Annotated in this window: 13 protein-coding genes; 7 read left to right on the top strand and 6 right to left on the bottom strand. The window is 40.5% G+C overall.

Going from position 1 to position 15532, the window contains the following annotated elements; genetic code table 11:
• Nucleotides 1–2: 2 nt before the first annotated feature.
• A complete protein-coding gene (locus tag WG905_RS09750) occupies nt 3–1571 on the bottom strand; it encodes a SulP family inorganic anion transporter (protein WP_339591526.1) in 1569 nt (522 codons plus the stop codon).
• 75 nt (nt 1572–1646) lie between these two features.
• Complete coding sequence (locus WG905_RS09745; RefSeq protein ID WP_339591525.1) at nt 1647–1982, bottom strand: hypothetical protein; 336 nt, start codon at nt 1980–1982, stop codon at nt 1647–1649.
• Between the two features lie 148 nt (nt 1983–2130).
• On the opposite strand from WG905_RS09745, the gene WG905_RS09740 reads away from it, so the two are divergent.
• The 7 genes from WG905_RS09740 (at nt 2131) to WG905_RS09710 (ending at nt 10410) form a co-directional block, all read left to right on the top strand.
• Nucleotides 2131–3363, top strand: coding sequence for a porin (locus WG905_RS09740; protein WP_339591524.1), 1233 nt, complete (start codon nt 2131–2133; stop codon nt 3361–3363).
• A gap of 50 nt (nt 3364–3413) precedes the next feature.
• The gene (locus WG905_RS09735) at nt 3414–4955 is read left to right on the top strand and encodes an acyl-CoA carboxylase subunit beta (protein ID WP_339591523.1); all 1542 of its coding nucleotides are present in this window, start codon (nt 3414–3416) and stop codon (nt 4953–4955) included.
• A complete protein-coding gene (locus tag WG905_RS09730; protein ID WP_339591522.1) occupies nt 4956–6128 on the top strand; it encodes an MFS transporter in 1173 nt (390 codons plus the stop codon).
• Between the two features lie 19 nt (nt 6129–6147).
• Nucleotides 6148–6561, top strand: a complete 414-nt coding sequence (locus WG905_RS09725; protein WP_339591521.1) for a GNAT family N-acetyltransferase — start codon at nt 6148–6150, stop codon at nt 6559–6561.
• A gap of 34 nt (nt 6562–6595) precedes the next feature.
• On the top strand, nt 6596–7708 hold the full coding sequence (locus tag WG905_RS09720) for a M42 family metallopeptidase (protein ID WP_339591520.1): 1113 nt from the start codon (nt 6596–6598) through the stop codon (nt 7706–7708).
• 151 nt (nt 7709–7859) lie between these two features.
• Nucleotides 7860–9410 (top strand): helicase HerA-like domain-containing protein, encoded by a 1551-nt coding sequence (locus WG905_RS09715; protein ID WP_339591519.1) that lies wholly within the window; start codon nt 7860–7862, stop codon nt 9408–9410.
• A gap of 88 nt (nt 9411–9498) precedes the next feature.
• Complete coding sequence (locus tag WG905_RS09710) at nt 9499–10410, top strand: nucleotidyltransferase family protein (RefSeq protein WP_339591518.1); 912 nt, start codon at nt 9499–9501, stop codon at nt 10408–10410.
• A 106-nt stretch (nt 10411–10516) separates the two neighbouring features.
• Here WG905_RS09710 and dnaK read toward each other — a convergent pair whose 3' ends face one another.
• From dnaK to WG905_RS09690, 4 genes are all read right to left on the bottom strand, one after another.
• Nucleotides 10517–12436, bottom strand: a complete 1920-nt coding sequence (dnaK, locus tag WG905_RS09705; RefSeq protein ID WP_339591517.1) for a molecular chaperone DnaK — start codon at nt 12434–12436, stop codon at nt 10517–10519.
• Nucleotides 12437–12588: 152 nt separating this feature from the next.
• Nucleotides 12589–13776 (bottom strand): class I SAM-dependent methyltransferase, encoded by a 1188-nt coding sequence (locus WG905_RS09700; protein WP_339591516.1) that lies wholly within the window; start codon nt 13774–13776, stop codon nt 12589–12591.
• 102 nt (nt 13777–13878) lie between these two features.
• Nucleotides 13879–14409, bottom strand: coding sequence for a 50S ribosomal protein L17 (gene rplQ / locus WG905_RS09695; RefSeq protein ID WP_339591515.1), 531 nt, complete (start codon nt 14407–14409; stop codon nt 13879–13881).
• A gap of 83 nt (nt 14410–14492) precedes the next feature.
• A complete protein-coding gene (locus tag WG905_RS09690; protein ID WP_339591514.1) occupies nt 14493–15485 on the bottom strand; it encodes a DNA-directed RNA polymerase subunit alpha in 993 nt (330 codons plus the stop codon).
• Between the last annotated feature and the right edge of the window lie 47 nt (nt 15486–15532).

Raw genomic sequence — 15532 nt, 5'->3', positions numbered from 1 at the left:
TTTTAACTGTTTATTTCTTCGACTAAGTTATCTGATAATTTTGGAACTGTATATTGCTTTTTCACGTTTTTTAACGTTACGATAATCCCTTTTGATACAGCGTTATGTTTATAATTAAAAATCGTTTCCAATACATCGGGATCGATATACCTGGAATTTGTAGCATCGATGATCACATTTGTTTCTTTTGGAATTTGGCTAAGCACATTCTGTATAGCGGCTTTGTTTAGAAACGACACCTCTTCGGCCAGGTTGATCCGAAGGTCTTTCTTGCTTCCCTCCTGTTGAATATGGTAGAAATAGGGATTACGCATATTGTTGCGTAACAGGTAAAATATGGATACCACCATTCCTATAGCCACACCTTTTAGCAGGTCTGTAAACAACACGGCCATAACCGTAACTACGAAAGGGACAAACTGGTCCCAGCCTTTATGTAACATGTGTTTGTACAAATCAATCCTGGTGAGCTTATAGCCTGTAAAAATAAGCACGGCGGCCAACCCTGCCAAAGGAATCATGTTGATCAACCCAGGTATAAACAAAAGGGACAACAACAACCAGCAGCCATGAAAAATGGCTGACATTTTGGTTTTGGCACCTGAATTGGCATTGGCAGAGCTTCTTACAATAACTGAAGTCATCGGCAAACCGCCAAGCATTCCACTGGTCATATTACCTATACCCTGCGCAATAAGCTCTTTGTTGGGTGGAGAAGTCCTTTTTTTCTTATCCAGCTTATCAACAGCTTCAATCCCTAATAAAGTTTCCAGACTTGCCACAATGGCAAGGGTACCAGCCACTATCCATACCTGTGGATTTAATATGGTGGAGAAATCCGGCATCATGAATAGTCCTGAGAATTCTTTCCAGCCACTAAATTCAGGGATGGCAACCATTTGTTTGGGATCTATGGCGTAGGCTGTCTGACTAAAGATATAGCTCAAAACGATGCCCACAATGACCACGACCAAGGGTGCAGGAACGCTGCTGAGTTTTTTAAACCTTGGCCAATAGATCAGGATGCCCAGCGATAAAACACCGATAATGATGGCCGCTATACCAAAGTTACTGGTCCCACTGGTGATGGCTGCAATTGAATATTGCGAGGGGTCGATCCCCAAAATATAGGGAAGCTGGTTTATAATCAGCGTTAAACCAATGGCGGCCAGCATGCCTTCAATAACACTTGAAGGGAAATAACTGCTAACCGAACCGGCTTTGATTAAGCCAAATATCAACTGAATGGCACCTGCCAGGAGCAGGGCCATCAGGAAAGTCTGGTAGCTGCCCAATTGTGTGATGGCACCCAGAACAATCACCGTTAAACCTGCAGCCGGGCCACTCACACTTAATTGTGAACCACTGAAAGTGGCCACCACTACCCCACCGATGACACCGGTAAGCAGGCCGGCAAAAAGGGGTGCACCTGAAGCCAGGGCAATGCCCAGGCATAATGGAAGTGCGACCAGAAACACGACTAAACTTGCTGGCAAATCATGTTTCAGGTTATTCTTAAAGATATACTTCTTCACTTCCAACCTGGAAAAGATTGAATTCCTATCTTGCATAAAAATAATTTTAATTTCTATAAGTAATTAATAAATAATGCATTACAGGCACAAACCTGCATTGCTTTTTAAAAATTACACCAGGTTAGGAGGCGGGGTAGGTACGGAAGGATGAAATGGATTGACATAGCGCTTAAAATGCTCTATGAAACTATTGTTGACATGAAAATGATAACGCAATGGCAGATAAGCATGGAGGGGATGAAGATCTTGTTTACAATCTACAAGTTTCACCGACTTACCCGAATCGCTGTCGTTACCGTGTTCAAGTTCCACCTGCATAATGACATCGTTCATGATCTCTTTATCCAGGTGCGCAACGAATACAGGGGCAACAGAAATCAACATCTTCGAGCTGAAGATCCCTAAAAAAATAATAACAATAAATAAGCGATACTTTTTCAAACTCATTCTTTTGTTCCTGTGTTCTACACTACAAAAGTAATTCCCTGAATGGTAAATCAGTCATAATCATGAAAAAAAAATCAAAAACACAACTGAATTAACAATAAATTAACAGATAACCGTAATTTAGACGATTCAAAAACTTGCTGAATTAATGAAACATAAACTACTCCTCCTCATATTTGCATTTCCTGTAATTTCCTTTGCCCAAAGCAATAATATGCCATCAACTTATGATGTGCACGACTTGAAAATCACCGGATATTTGCAAACACAATTTCAAAGTGCACAGTCTGAGGGTATAAAATCCTTTTCGGGCGGAGATTTTTCAGAAAATTCGAGAGATCGTTTTATGATCAGGAGAGGACGTTTGAAAATCGACCGGGTTGACAAATACTCAAGCATTGTTTTTCAGATAGATGGGACACAAAATGGTGTACAGCTAATGGATGCCTTTATACAGTTGTATCAACCCCATACCAAGAATTTCGTTTTTACCGCGGGACTTTTTAACCGTCCATTCGGGCATTCGGTCGTTTATTCTTCCAGTTACCGTGATTTCCCTGAGCGGGCAAGGGTTTTCCAGACCATCATGCCCAGGGAAAGAGATATCGGTGCCATGCTAGGGTACAATCCGGAGAATAAGTTCAAGTTTATTTCTGCAGACATTGCCCTGGTAAACGGCAGTGGTTACTCATCCAGGGACTATGATTCAAAAAAAGACATCATTGGTAACCTAAGCTTCAAGTTCGACAGCCTGGCCAATGGCAAGCTTCACCTGGGATTTGGCGGTTCCGCTTACAGCGGTCATGTGCGCAATGGTACCGATAGTTACTACACAGATAACGGGAATGGGTTCAGTAAGAACACGAATCCTGGAAATGAGGGCTCGTATGCCAAAAGGCAATACCTCGGTGGTAATCTACAGCTGGAATACGATAACACTTTTGGAAAAACAATCTTTAAAACGGAATATGTAGGGGGAAAACAACCTGGTGTTGGCGCTACAGCAGACATAACAGGCCCTGATGCCAGCGAGAGTTTTGCGCAGCAGCCGGCGACCGATTTATACCTGCGCTCCTTTTCGGGCTATTACTTCTGGTTAACACAGCAAATTGCAAAATCAAAATTTACAGCATTGGTCGCTTATGATGTTTATGACCCGAATAACAAAGTAAGAGAAAGTGAAATTGGCATTGGTAATAATACCACTGCGGGAGATGTTAAATTCAGCACCTTGGGTTATGGAATGACTTATGTACTCAACTCCAGAATAAAATTTACCCTTTATAACGAGCATGTGTTTAATGACAAAACCAGCTTGCCTGACTATACTGCAGACTTGAAAGATGATGTTTTTACCGCACGATTGCAATATCGCTGGTAATGATTACTTTTATTAAAACAGACAACACTTTTATAAAATAGAAGACCTTAATGAAGCAAAAAATAGCACTACTTCAAGACAAAGTTAAGCAGGCGCATGCCGGTGGTGGAGAAACACGTATTGCCAGTCAGCACAAAAAAGGGAAATTGACTGCCCGTGAGCGACTTCATTTTTTAATGGATGAAGGCTCTTTTGAAGAAATTGGCATGCTCGTTACCCACAGGAGTACAGATTTTGGAATGGAGAAGGAACGCTATTTTGGCGATGGTGTGGTTACAGGTTATGGAAATATCAATGGCCGTCTGGTGTATGTGTTTTCACAGGACTTCACCATTTTTGGAGGTTCTCTTTCGGAGACCCATGCGGAGAAAATCTGTAAGATAATGGACATGGCCATGAAAAATGGCGCCCCGGTAATCGGTTTGAACGATAGCGGTGGCGCACGAATTCAGGAAGGTGTGGTTTCGCTGGGCGGTTATGCAGATATCTTTTATAAAAATGTGCAGGCCTCAGGGGTAGTCCCCCAACTTTCTGCCATTATGGGCCCTTGTGCCGGTGGTGCTGTTTACTCCCCTGCCATCACCGACTTTATTTTGATGGTGGAAAACACCTCCTATATGTTTGTCACCGGACCAAATGTGGTTAAAACGGTAACACACGAGGTGGTAACTTCTGAAGAACTTGGTGGCGCCAATACCCATGCTACCAAATCTGGTGTCACTCATTTTGCTTGTCCGAATGAAATTGATGCCATTAATCATATCAAAATGCTGCTGAGTTATATGCCTCAGAATTGTGAGGAACTCCCTGCTAATTTACCTTATACCCCGGGAGATGAAAGCAGGCCGGCATTGAACACCCTGATGCCTCAAAACGCCAATCAGCCTTATGACATCCGGTCGGTGATCAATGATGTTGCGGATACAGAAAGCTTTTTAGAAGTGCATAAAGATTACGCCGAAAACATTGTGGTTGGTTTTGCAAGGTTAGGTGGCAGAAGTATTGGTGTGATTGCCAATCAACCCGCCTATTTAGCAGGTGTACTGGATAACCATGCATCGGTGAAAGCCGCACGCTTTGTTCGTTTCTGTGATTGTTTCAATATTCCATTACTCGTTTTTGAAGATGTACCCGGATTTTTGCCCGGTACAGACCAGGAATGGAACGGGATTATTTCCAATGGAGCAAAGCTGCTGTATGCTTTCAGTGAAGCTACCGTACCGCGCATTACAGTAATTACCCGCAAAGCCTATGGCGGTGCATACGATGTGATGAATTCGAAACACATTGGCGCAGATTTAAACTATGCCTGGCCGAGTGCTGAAATTGCAGTGATGGGTGCAAAGGGTGCTGCTGAAATCATCTTCAAAAGAGAGATCAATGCAGCGGAGGACCCGGAGGAGAAATGGCTGGAAAAGGAAAAACTTTATTCAGAAATTTTCGCCAACCCTTACCGTGCTGCTGAACGCGGTTTTGTTGATGAGGTGATCGAGCCGGCACAAACGAGGATAAAATTGATTAAGGCGTTTAAAATGCTGGAGAATAAAGCGGTAAAAAATCCACGCAAAAAGCATGGAAATATTCCATTATAAATGAAACTGAGTCCAAGGGATGTGCTGCTGATGTCCTTTTGCACAGGACTTATTGTAGCAAATATTTATTATTGTCAGCCTCTGATTATCCTTATCGCAAGGGAATTTAAGTTGTCGGAAATCAATGCGGGGCAGATCACCTACCTTACACAGGCTGGTTATGCAATCGGCCTGTTTTTGCTGGTCCCACTGGGTGATATGTTTGAGCGTAAAAAACAAATCCTGGTCATCACGGCCATTGCGGTCTTATCCTTGCTTATGGCAGGTTTCGCTCCTTCTTTTTTAGTACTTCAAATTGCCAGCGTACTCATTGGGGCCAGTTCCATCGTGCCGCAACTGATTTTGCCCATGGCAGCAAACCTGAGTACCGATGAAAACCGGGGGCACACCATTGGAATCATCATGAGCGGTTTATTAATCGGCATATTAGGATCCAGGGCTATTAGTGGCAGCGTTGGTTTTTTGTGGGGATGGCGGGCCATGTTTGTCATTGCCGCCGGACTTTGTTTTCTGTTGTTGTTTTTGATGTATAAGCGCTTCCCCCTTAGCCAGCCATCATTTACCGGTACTTACCGAAAGTTGATGAGTACCATGTTCGGCTATATCAAAACACAGCCACAACTGAGGGAAACATCCATCATCAATTTCCTGGCCTTCGCCACATTAAGTTCCTTCTGGACAACGATGGTGCTTTTCCTCGCTAGTCCGCCGTTTAATTACCAGTCATTACAAATTGGCCTGTTTGGTATTGCAGGTGCCGCAGGCGCTCTTGCAGCCCCGCTGGTTGGCAGATTAAGCGACGGCAAAGATCCCCGTAAAAATATTGGTTATGGTTTGATCATGCAAATCATCAGCATTGCCGCTTTTTACTTTACGGGTGCACATTTATTTTTATTCATTGTGGGCATTATTTTAATTGATATCGGTCAGCAGGCTATCCATGTCACTAACCAAACCAGGATCTATGCATTAATTCCTGAAGCACGTAACCGTTTAAATACAATTTTCATGTCGGTGAGCTTTATTGGTGCTTCGGTCGGTTCAGCCCTTGGCTTATGGTTGTGGGACAAAGGGCAATGGCCAGCTTATTGTTTAGGGGCTGCCCTGATGATCCTGCTGAACCTTTGTATATACAGGTTTTACAGCATAAAATTTAAAACTGTAAATTATTAAAACCGTTAGCTTAAAATAAATGGCAACCATTCAAATTGAGCAGATCCATCCGGCGCTGACCTGGCGAATCAGGCATGAAGCCATGTATGCGGACAAGCCTTTCCACTTTGTGAAGCTTGACAATGACCACGATGGAATACATTTTGGTTTATATGCTGATGATCAGCTCACATCAGTCGTATCGCTTTTTGAAGAAGGTGACACCTGTCAGTTCAGGAAATTTGCCACACTGCCTGCGTCACAAGGCAAGGGCTTTGGCGGGTTGTTACTCGAACATATCATTAGCTACAACAGGAAAAACGGCATTAAAAAATTATATTGTAATGCGAGGGTTGGTGCTGCTGCATTTTATTCAAAGTACGGCTTCCTACAAACGAATAAAACCTGGTCCAAAAACGGGTTTGACTTTGTAATTATGGAGTTAGCGTTATAATGTTATTATATTTGTTTATAACTAAGAATTTAAGATGACTAAAAAGAAAGAGGATAAACAACCGCACGTAGCTGTAGTCAATAATAACTCACTACAGTTTTTAGAAGCCTATATTAATAACCCATCCCCAACTGGGTTTGAATACCCCGGTCAGAAATTATGGCTGGACTATCTTAAACCGTATATTGATGAAAGCTTTATAGATAATTATGGTACTGCCGTTGGGGTGATCAATCCTACAGCAGAATTTAAGGTGGTGATTGAAGCACATGCCGATGAGATTTCCTGGTTTGTTAATTACATCACACCTGAAGGTTTGATTTACGTGATCCGTAATGGTGGTTCAGACCATCAGATTGCGCCTTCGAAAAGGGTAAATATCCATACTGACAATGGCTTGGTTAAAGCCGTATTCGGCTGGCCAGCCATACATACTCGCAGTGGTGAAAAAGAAGAAGCACCTGCACTAAAAAACATCTTTTTAGATTGCGGATGCACGACGAAAGAGGAAGTGGAAAACCTGGGTATCCATGTAGGTTGTGTAATTACTTATGAGGATGAATTTATGGTGTTGAACGACCGTTATTATGTTGGTCGGGCATTAGATAACCGCGCAGGTGGTTTCATGATTGCTGAAGTAGCCAGACTTTTGAAAGAAAACAAAAAAGAACTTCCTTTCGGTTTATACATTGTCAATTCGGTTCAGGAAGAAATTGGTCTTCGTGGGGCAGAGATGATCGCCCAACGCATTAAACCGAATGTAGCCATCATTACTGATGTTACCCATGATACCACAACGCCCATGATCAATAAGGTTACCCAAGGCGATCTAGCCTGTGGTAAAGGACCTGTTGTATCTTACGCACCTGCGGTACAGACCAATTTAAATAAGCTGTTGATTGAAACTGCAAAAGAAAACAATATTCCTTTCCAACGTCAGGCTTCTTCCCGTTCTACAGGTACAGATACTGATGCTTTTGCCTATTCAAATGGCGGCGTACCGTCTGCGTTGATATCTTTACCGTTGAGGTATATGCATACTACGGTAGAAATGATCCATAAAGAAGATGTAGACAATGTCATCAGCTTGATTTATCACTCGCTGTTAAACATTGAGAAAGACCATGATTTTAAATACAATAAGTAAAAGTTGAGTCCTCCTCGAATTTTCTTTGAATATGAAGAAGGAGTTCACTAATTATTAAAAGAAATAGAAAAAGCGCGCTCGTTGATCAAGCGCGCTTTTTCTGTTATCATATTTGCGGTTCTTTTATTACATTTATAAAAACAGCTGTCTTATGAGTAATCAATCCACCGAATTCATAGCAAAAGTTAAAACATCTTACCAGCCCAGCGGCTCTTTTATCTATTTAGGTGCCGGTATTTTAGAAGGGCAAGTCATTGCTGATGCAGAAGTCAATTTATCGTTAAAGATGATGAACAGGCATGGCCTGATTGCAGGAGCAACTGGAACAGGAAAAACAAGGACCTTGCAACTGCTGGCTGAACAACTATCGGATGCCGGGGTACCTGTGTTTATGCTGGATGTGAAAGGAGATTTATCTGGTTTAAACTTAGCCGGTGAGTCAAATCCTAAAATAGAGGACAGGGCAAAACAGCTCAACAAAACGTTTGCCCCTGCTGGGTACCCGGTGGAACTCTATTCCCTTTCGGGGAAACTCGGTGCACAAATGCGGGCCACCGTACTGGAGTTCGGCCCTACTCTGCTTGCAAAAGTGCTTGACTTAAATGATACGCAAACAGGTGTGCTCTCGGTAATTTTTAAATATGCAGATGACCATAAACTACCGGTAATCGATTTAAATGATCTCAAAAAATTGGTTAACTATTTAGCTGATGGTCCGGGTGCCGAAGAAATTAAGGATGACTATGGCAAGATTTCTTCCTCTACATCAGGAACGATACTCCGGAAGATCGTCACCATAGAACAACAAGGACTCGGTCCGATGTTTGGTGAGCGCTCCTTTGATATTGAAGACCTCTTTTCCAAAACTGATGGAAAAGGCGTCATCAGTCTATTGAACATATCTGATGTACAGAACCAGCCCGTTTTGTATTCAACTTTTTTATTGAGCTTGCTGGCTGAAATTTTTGCTGATATGCCTGAAGCAGGAGACCTGGATAAACCGAAGCTGGTTTTCTTCTTTGACGAGGCCCATTTACTCTTTAAGAACTCCTCTAAGGCATTTATGGAACAGATCGAGACCATCATCCGGTTAATCAGATCTAAAGGCATAGGCGTCTTCTTTTGCACACAGTCGCCAACGGATGTGCCTGCAAGTATTTTGTCTCAGTTGGGTAACCGGGTGCAGCACGCCTTAAGGGTATTTACACCTAATGACGCGGATGCTTTAAAGAAAACCGTGAACACTTATCCGAGATCAGACTTTTATGAAATCGATCAGGTGTTGACTTCTCTGGGAACCGGACAGGCACTCGTCACCGTTTTAAATGAAAAAGGAATTCCTACAGAAGTTGTTGCCACCATGCTAACACCTCCGAAAGCGGTAATGGGACCGTTAAGCAGTACTGCCTATCAGCAATTGATTGACACAAGTGAGCTAACCACAAAGTATGCAGAAGCCATAGATTCGGAAAGCGCCTATGAAATCTTAACCAGCCGGGTGAACGAGAAATTGAGAGAAGAAGAAGAAGTTCCTAAAGAAATTAAGGAAAAATCAGTAAAATCCGAAAAAAACATTGTAGAAAAAGTGATGGGTGCGACCATCACAAGGCAAATTGGCAGAGAAATTGTACGAGGATTGTTCGGAATGCTGACCGGTAAGAAATCCCGTAGCAGAAGTAATAAAAGCCTTTTCGGTTTTTAAGTTAATTGGCATTTAAAGAAAAATAAACACTATATCATAAAAAAGTATTTACTTTTACGACGTAAATCACCTAAAATTAATTTTTTTAATGAAACCAACCTTATTGATATTAGCAGCCGGAATGGCAAGTCGCTATGGTAGTATGAAACAAATTGATGGCTTTGGCCCGAATGATGAAACAATTATTGATTATTCAATATATGATGCAATCAAAGCGGGTTTTGGAAAAGTTGTTTTCATCATCAAAGAAGAATTTGTAGAGAACTTTAAAGCCATATTTGAGCCTAAGTTAAGTGGCAGAATTGAAACTGATTATGTTTTCCAAAATTATGATCTTAAGCAGTTTGGAATTAATGAAGAAATAGAAAGAGGTAAACCCTGGGGTACCGCACATGCTATTCTTTCGGCTAGAAACACGATTAAAGAGCCATTCTGTGTGATTAATGCAGATGACTTTTATGGTTTGGATGCTTACCAGAAAATGGTTCATTTCCTTAACAATGAGGTCAACGGCAGTAATTATTCCATGATTGGTTATGAAATTGGGAAGACCTTATCTGACTATGGCTCCGTTTCACGTGGCGTTTGTAAAGTAGACAGCGCAGGAAATCTTGAAGAGGTTGTAGAACGTACTAAAGTTTACAAGGACGGAGAGCATATTGTATATGAAGAAGACGACCAGAAATATCCTTTGGCTGTTGATACCCGTGTATCCATGAATTTCTGGGGATTTACACCGGAAGTATTCAAGGTTACAGAAGATCTTTTCAGGGTATTTGCTTTAGAAAATAAAGAAAATCCAAAAGCAGAGTTTTTTATTCCTTTAGTTGCTGAACACCTTGTTAAATCCAACATTGCAAACTTTAAAGTTATCCCTACTGACAGTAAATGGTTCGGTGTAACTTATAAAGAAGACAAACCTATCGTTCAGGATTCTATAGACAAATTAGTCAAAGACGGCGTTTATCCTGAAAATTTGTGGAGTAATTCCCTGGTATAAGGATTACAATATTCAAATACCTGTTATCAAACCTTCTTATAAAATAAATAAGATAAAAAAAGAGCCCTGAAAATTTCAGGGCTCTTTTTTTATGTATTGGAGTAGATTACTTTTTATCGTCTTTTACTTCTTCAAAGTCAACATCAGTTACGTTGTCACCAGCGTTTCCAGCTTGATCACCACCTGTCGGCTGACCAGCATTTTCAGCTTGTGGAGCACCATCCTGACCAGCTTTGTACATTTCTTCAGATGCTTCATTCCAAGCTGCCTGAAGTTCTGCCTGAGCTGCATCAATATCAGCAAAGTTTCTTGCTGCATGTGCATCTTTCAATTTTTTCAAACCATCCTCAATTGGTGCTTTTTTAGCTGCAGAGATTTTATCACCAAATTCTTTCAATTGTTTTTCGGTAGAGAAAATCAATGCATCAGCACTGTTAATTTTGTCGGCTTCTTCTTTTTGAATTCTATCAGATTCAGCATTTTGTTCTGCTTCTTCCTTCATTTTCTTGATCTCTTCATCAGTTAAGCCAGATGAAGCTTCAATACGGATTTTTTGCTCTTTACCAGTAGCTTTATCTTTTGCACTTACATGTAAGATACCGTTAGCATCAATATCAAATGCAACTTCCACTTGTGGAACACCACGTGGAGCTGGTGGAATACCATCCAAGATAAAACGACCAATCGTACGGTTCTGAGCAGCCATAGGACGCTCACCTTGTAAGATATGAATCTCAACAGATGGCTGGTTATCAGCAGCTGTAGAGAAAGTTTCAGCTTTTTTAGATGGAATAGTAGTGTTAGCTTCAATTAATTTAGTCATCACACCACCCATAGTCTCAATACCTAGAGAAAGCGGGGTAACATCTAATAACAATACATCTTTAACTTCACCAGTTAATACACCACCTTGAATTGCAGCACCGATAGCAACAACCTCATCAGGGTTTACACCTTTAGATGGATCTTTACCAAAGAAGGCTTTAACAGCTTCCTGAATTGCAGGCATACGAGTTGAACCACCAACTAAAATGATTTCATCAATATCAGTAACTTTATAACCTGCATTTCTCAAAGCAGTTCTACAAGGTTCAATGGTACGTTTAACTAAATCACCAACCAATTGCTCAAATTTAGCACGGCTTAATGCTCTAACCAAGTGCTTAGGGCCTGTTGCGTCTGCAGTAATATAAGGAAGGTTAATTTCTGTCGTAGTTGTGCTTGACAACTCAATTTTAGCTTTCTCAGCAGCTTCTTTCAAACGTTGCAATGCCATTGGATCTTGGTGAAGGTCCATGCCATTTTCTATTTTGAACTCCTGAGCTAACCATTCAATAATCAAGTGGTCAAAATCATCACCACCTAAGTGTGTATCACCATCGGTAGATTTAACTTCAAAAACACCGTCACCTAATTCTAATACGGAAACGTCATGTGTACCACCACCGCAGTCAAACACAACGATTTTCATATCTCTGTGTGCTTTGTCTAATCCATAAGCCAATGCAGCAGCAGTAGGCTCGTTGATGATACGTTTAACAGTTAAACCAGCAATTTCACCAGCTTCTTTCGTAGCTTGACGTTGTGCATCATTGAAATAAGCAGGAACAGTAATAACCGCTTCTGTAACTTCCTGACCTAAAAAGTCTTCTGCTGTTTTTTTCATTTTCTGCAAAATCATTGCAGAGATCTCTTGTGGAGTATATTTCCGATCGTCTATTTCTACACGAGGCGTATTATTATCACCTTTAACTACTTTATAAGGCACACGTCCTACTTCTTTAGTAACCTCAGCGAAGCTGCTACCCATAAAGCGTTTAATTGAATAAATCGTCTTTGTAGGATTGGTGATTGCCTGACGTTTAGCCGGCTCACCTACTTTACGTTCTCCATTTTCTGCGAATGCAACAATAGATGGCGTTGTACGTTTACCTTCACTGTTGGCTATAACTACAGGCTCGTTGCCTTCCATTACGGACACGCAAGAATTCGTTGTTCCTAAGTCTATACCAATTATTTTTCCCATTTTATTATATCTTTTAATGTATATATTACTCGATATTGTTGTTAAACAATGCTTGTGCCAATTAACATTTGGCAGGCAAATGACACTATTTTGAACTTATTATGCTAAAATGTAATTAAGAAAGCGGAAAGTATATGACAGGATGACACAAATCATACATTAAGGCGAAATAACCGCTCTAAATGATGGTATCCAATTCCAAAGTAAGCCTTGGTTTGTTTGATCTTATCTAGAATAGCTTCTTTGTCAACTGCGCCTTGACTCTGTTTCACCCCAACTACCAACACATTTTTTGGCGTATGAACATCCGACACAAACTCCATCACTTTCGTTTTGTATCCAAAATATTCAAGAATCAAAGCACGAATCCCATCAGTGACCATCTCCGCCTGGCGTTCCATAAAGATGCCATATTTCAACAGGAAGTCCAGTTCATTTTGGGCTTTCCCGCTAGCGATTTGTTTTCTGATCTGTTTATGACAGCAAGGAGCAACCACTATCAGTTTAGCGCCAGCTTTAATCCCTTTAAAGATGGCATCATCCGTTGCGGTATCGCAAGCATGTAAGGCAATCAGCAGGTCAATGGCATTAGCTTCAAAATCCTGTATGGTCCCTTCCACAAAAGTCAAATCGGAGAAGCCAGATTTGTTAGAAATGTGGTTACAAAGATCAACCAGGTCTTTACGATATTCCACACCAACTACTTTAGTATCCCAATGCAGAACCTGATGCAGGTAGTCATATAAAGCAAAAGTAAGGTAGCCTTTCCCCGACCCCATATCAGCAACATGTTGAATTTGGTCACTGTTGAATTCCTTAAGCATCGGACTTAGCAATTCTACATATTGATTGATTTGTTTGTATTTATCCTGGGCATTTTTGAAAACTTCACCCTGGGCATCCGTAATCTTGAGCTCGTACAAATAATTCTTACCAGGTTCAGCTGTCAAAAGCCGTTTCTTTTCTTTGTTATGCGATGTAGAAGACAAGGCCTTCAAGGTAGGTGCTTTCTTCTTTAAGAAGTACGCTCCATTACTCCCCTCAAGACTAAGGTCCATTGAGGTAGTAAACAGGGTGGTCAGTGTAAAGCCAAGATCTATCTGCTCCACCATTAATTCAATCCCTTCCTGCGGTTTATAATTCTTAACTACATCGCGGGTTTTATACCGGTAAGTAAACGAAAGCCTGTCTTCTCTTTTAATGATTATTTTCCTGACATAAATATTTTTCAGCTCTATTTCCTTACCCTTATAATTACCAAGGGAAATTTTGATGAAAGAACCATTCGAAAGCGCCTCCATAATTTCAGCTTTAAATTGTCCTATTATAGATGTAGCCATATTGAAATCAGATTTTAGCACAAAAGTAAATAAAATAGGTATAAGCAAAAGGCCCTGCTGAATAAACAGCAGGGCCTTTTAAGTTTTAATATAAAAGAAGTATTAAGCTTCTTTTTTCTCTTCGCCCTCAGCAGGAGTTTCAGTAGCTGGAGTTTCTTCAACAGCAGCTTCTTCTTTCGCAGCCTCAGCAGCAGGAGCATCAGTTTTTTTAACTTTGCTTCTACCACGACGCGTAGTTTTCTTTTCTGCGGCACCAGCTTCTTTACCATAAACCTCGTTGTAATCAACCAACTCAATTAATGCCATTTCAGCGTTATCACCTAAACGATTGTTTAACTTGATAATTCTGGTATAACCACCCGGACGGCTAGCGATTTTGGCTGCAACATCACGGAACAATTCTGTAACGGTGTCTTTATCTTGTAAATAACTAAATACTATACGACGAGAGTGAGTTGTATCAGTTTTAGATTTAGTCAACAAAGGCTCAACATACATACGTAAAGCTTTTGCTTTCGCTAATGTTGTAGAGATTCTTTTGTGTTTAATTAGTGATGAAGCCATGTTAGCTAACATCGCTTTACGATGTGAATCTGTTCTGCCTAAGTGGTTTCCTTTTTTACCGTGTCTCATTTTTAAATTTATTCGGTGTGTACCGTCTCTTTGAAATTAATCTGAGGGAATTACACACGATTAACAATATATAATTTGTTGTATTATTCTTCGTCTAACTTGAATTTAGAAAGGTTCATACCAAAAGACAAGCTTTTAGATTTAACCAGTTCCTGAATTTCAGTTAATGACTTTTTACCAAAGTTTCTGAATTTTAACATATCTGCTACATCATAAGAAACCAGATCAGCAAGTGTGCGGATATCAGCTGCTTTTAGGCAGTTTAATGCACGAACTGAAAGATCAAGGTCAACTAATTCAGTTTTAAGGACCTTACGCATATGTAAGATTTCCTCATCAACCTCTTTAGTTTCTTCTTTTGCCTGAGACTCTAATACAAGGTTCTCATCAGAGAATAGCATAAAGTGTTGGATCAGAATTTTTGCAGCTTCTTTCAAAGCTTCTTCAGGATGAATTGATCCGTCAGTTGATATATCTAAAATTAACTTTTCGTAATCTGTTTTTTGTTCAACACGATAGTTTTCAATCGTGTATTTAACATTTTTCATTGGCGTATAGATCGAATCGATAGCGATCACACCAACCAGGGCATCATTAACTTTATTTTCTTCTGCAGGAACATAACCACGTCCTTTATTGATGGTTAATTCAACTTCTAAAGTAACAGCTTTGTCCATGTTACAGATCACAAGATCTGGGTTTAGAACTTCAAAGTTACTTGAGAATTTAGTAATGTCTCCAGCTTTAAATTGATCTTGTCCATTTACGATGATGAAAATCTTTTCAGAATCACCCACATCACCAACTTTTTTAAAACGCGCTTGTTTTAAATTCAGAATGATTTCAGTTAGGTCTTCCACAACACCTTTCATGGTAGAAAACTCATGGGATACGCCAGAAAAACGAATACTAGTGATGGCAAAACCTTCAAGTGAAGATAGTAAAATCCTTCTTAAGGCATTACCAATTGTTACACCGAAGCCGGGCTCTAAGGGACGAAATTCAAATGTACCATCGAAATCAGTTGATTTCTGCATGATGACCTTATCGGGTTTCTGAAATGCTAAAATTGCCATTTATAATGTTTTTAGATCGTTATTAATTTTTTGTAACGCAAAAAATT

The organism is Pedobacter immunditicola (assembly GCF_037482985.1).
Classification (GTDB): Bacteria; Bacteroidota; Bacteroidia; order Sphingobacteriales; family Sphingobacteriaceae; genus Pedobacter; species Pedobacter immunditicola.
The sequence above is the reverse complement of the archived record's forward strand: the minus strand, read 5'-3'. Positions and strand labels throughout refer to the sequence as shown.

What these genes read in the sequence shown, in the direction of transcription:
- WG905_RS09750 (WP_339591526.1), bottom strand. Translation starts at nt 1,571, where the DNA reads ATGCAAGATAGGAATTCAATCTTTTCCAGGTTGGAAGTGAAGAAGTAT.
- WG905_RS09745 (WP_339591525.1), bottom strand. Translation starts at nt 1,982, where the DNA reads ATGAGTTTGAAAAAGTATCGCTTATTTATTGTTATTATTTTTTTAGGG.
- WG905_RS09740 (WP_339591524.1), top strand. Translation starts at nt 2,131, where the DNA reads ATGAAACATAAACTACTCCTCCTCATATTTGCATTTCCTGTAATTTCC.
- WG905_RS09735 (WP_339591523.1), top strand. Translation starts at nt 3,414, where the DNA reads ATGAAGCAAAAAATAGCACTACTTCAAGACAAAGTTAAGCAGGCGCAT.
- WG905_RS09730 (WP_339591522.1), top strand. Translation starts at nt 4,956, where the DNA reads ATGAAACTGAGTCCAAGGGATGTGCTGCTGATGTCCTTTTGCACAGGA.
- WG905_RS09725 (WP_339591521.1), top strand. Translation starts at nt 6,148, where the DNA reads ATGGCAACCATTCAAATTGAGCAGATCCATCCGGCGCTGACCTGGCGA.
- WG905_RS09720 (WP_339591520.1), top strand. Translation starts at nt 6,596, where the DNA reads ATGACTAAAAAGAAAGAGGATAAACAACCGCACGTAGCTGTAGTCAAT.
- WG905_RS09715 (WP_339591519.1), top strand. Translation starts at nt 7,860, where the DNA reads ATGAGTAATCAATCCACCGAATTCATAGCAAAAGTTAAAACATCTTAC.
- WG905_RS09710 (WP_339591518.1), top strand. Translation starts at nt 9,499, where the DNA reads ATGAAACCAACCTTATTGATATTAGCAGCCGGAATGGCAAGTCGCTAT.
- dnaK (WP_339591517.1), bottom strand. Translation starts at nt 12,436, where the DNA reads ATGGGAAAAATAATTGGTATAGACTTAGGAACAACGAATTCTTGCGTG.
- WG905_RS09700 (WP_339591516.1), bottom strand. Translation starts at nt 13,776, where the DNA reads ATGGCTACATCTATAATAGGACAATTTAAAGCTGAAATTATGGAGGCG.
- rplQ (WP_339591515.1), bottom strand. Translation starts at nt 14,409, where the DNA reads ATGAGACACGGTAAAAAAGGAAACCACTTAGGCAGAACAGATTCACAT.
- WG905_RS09690 (WP_339591514.1), bottom strand. Translation starts at nt 15,485, where the DNA reads ATGGCAATTTTAGCATTTCAGAAACCCGATAAGGTCATCATGCAGAAA.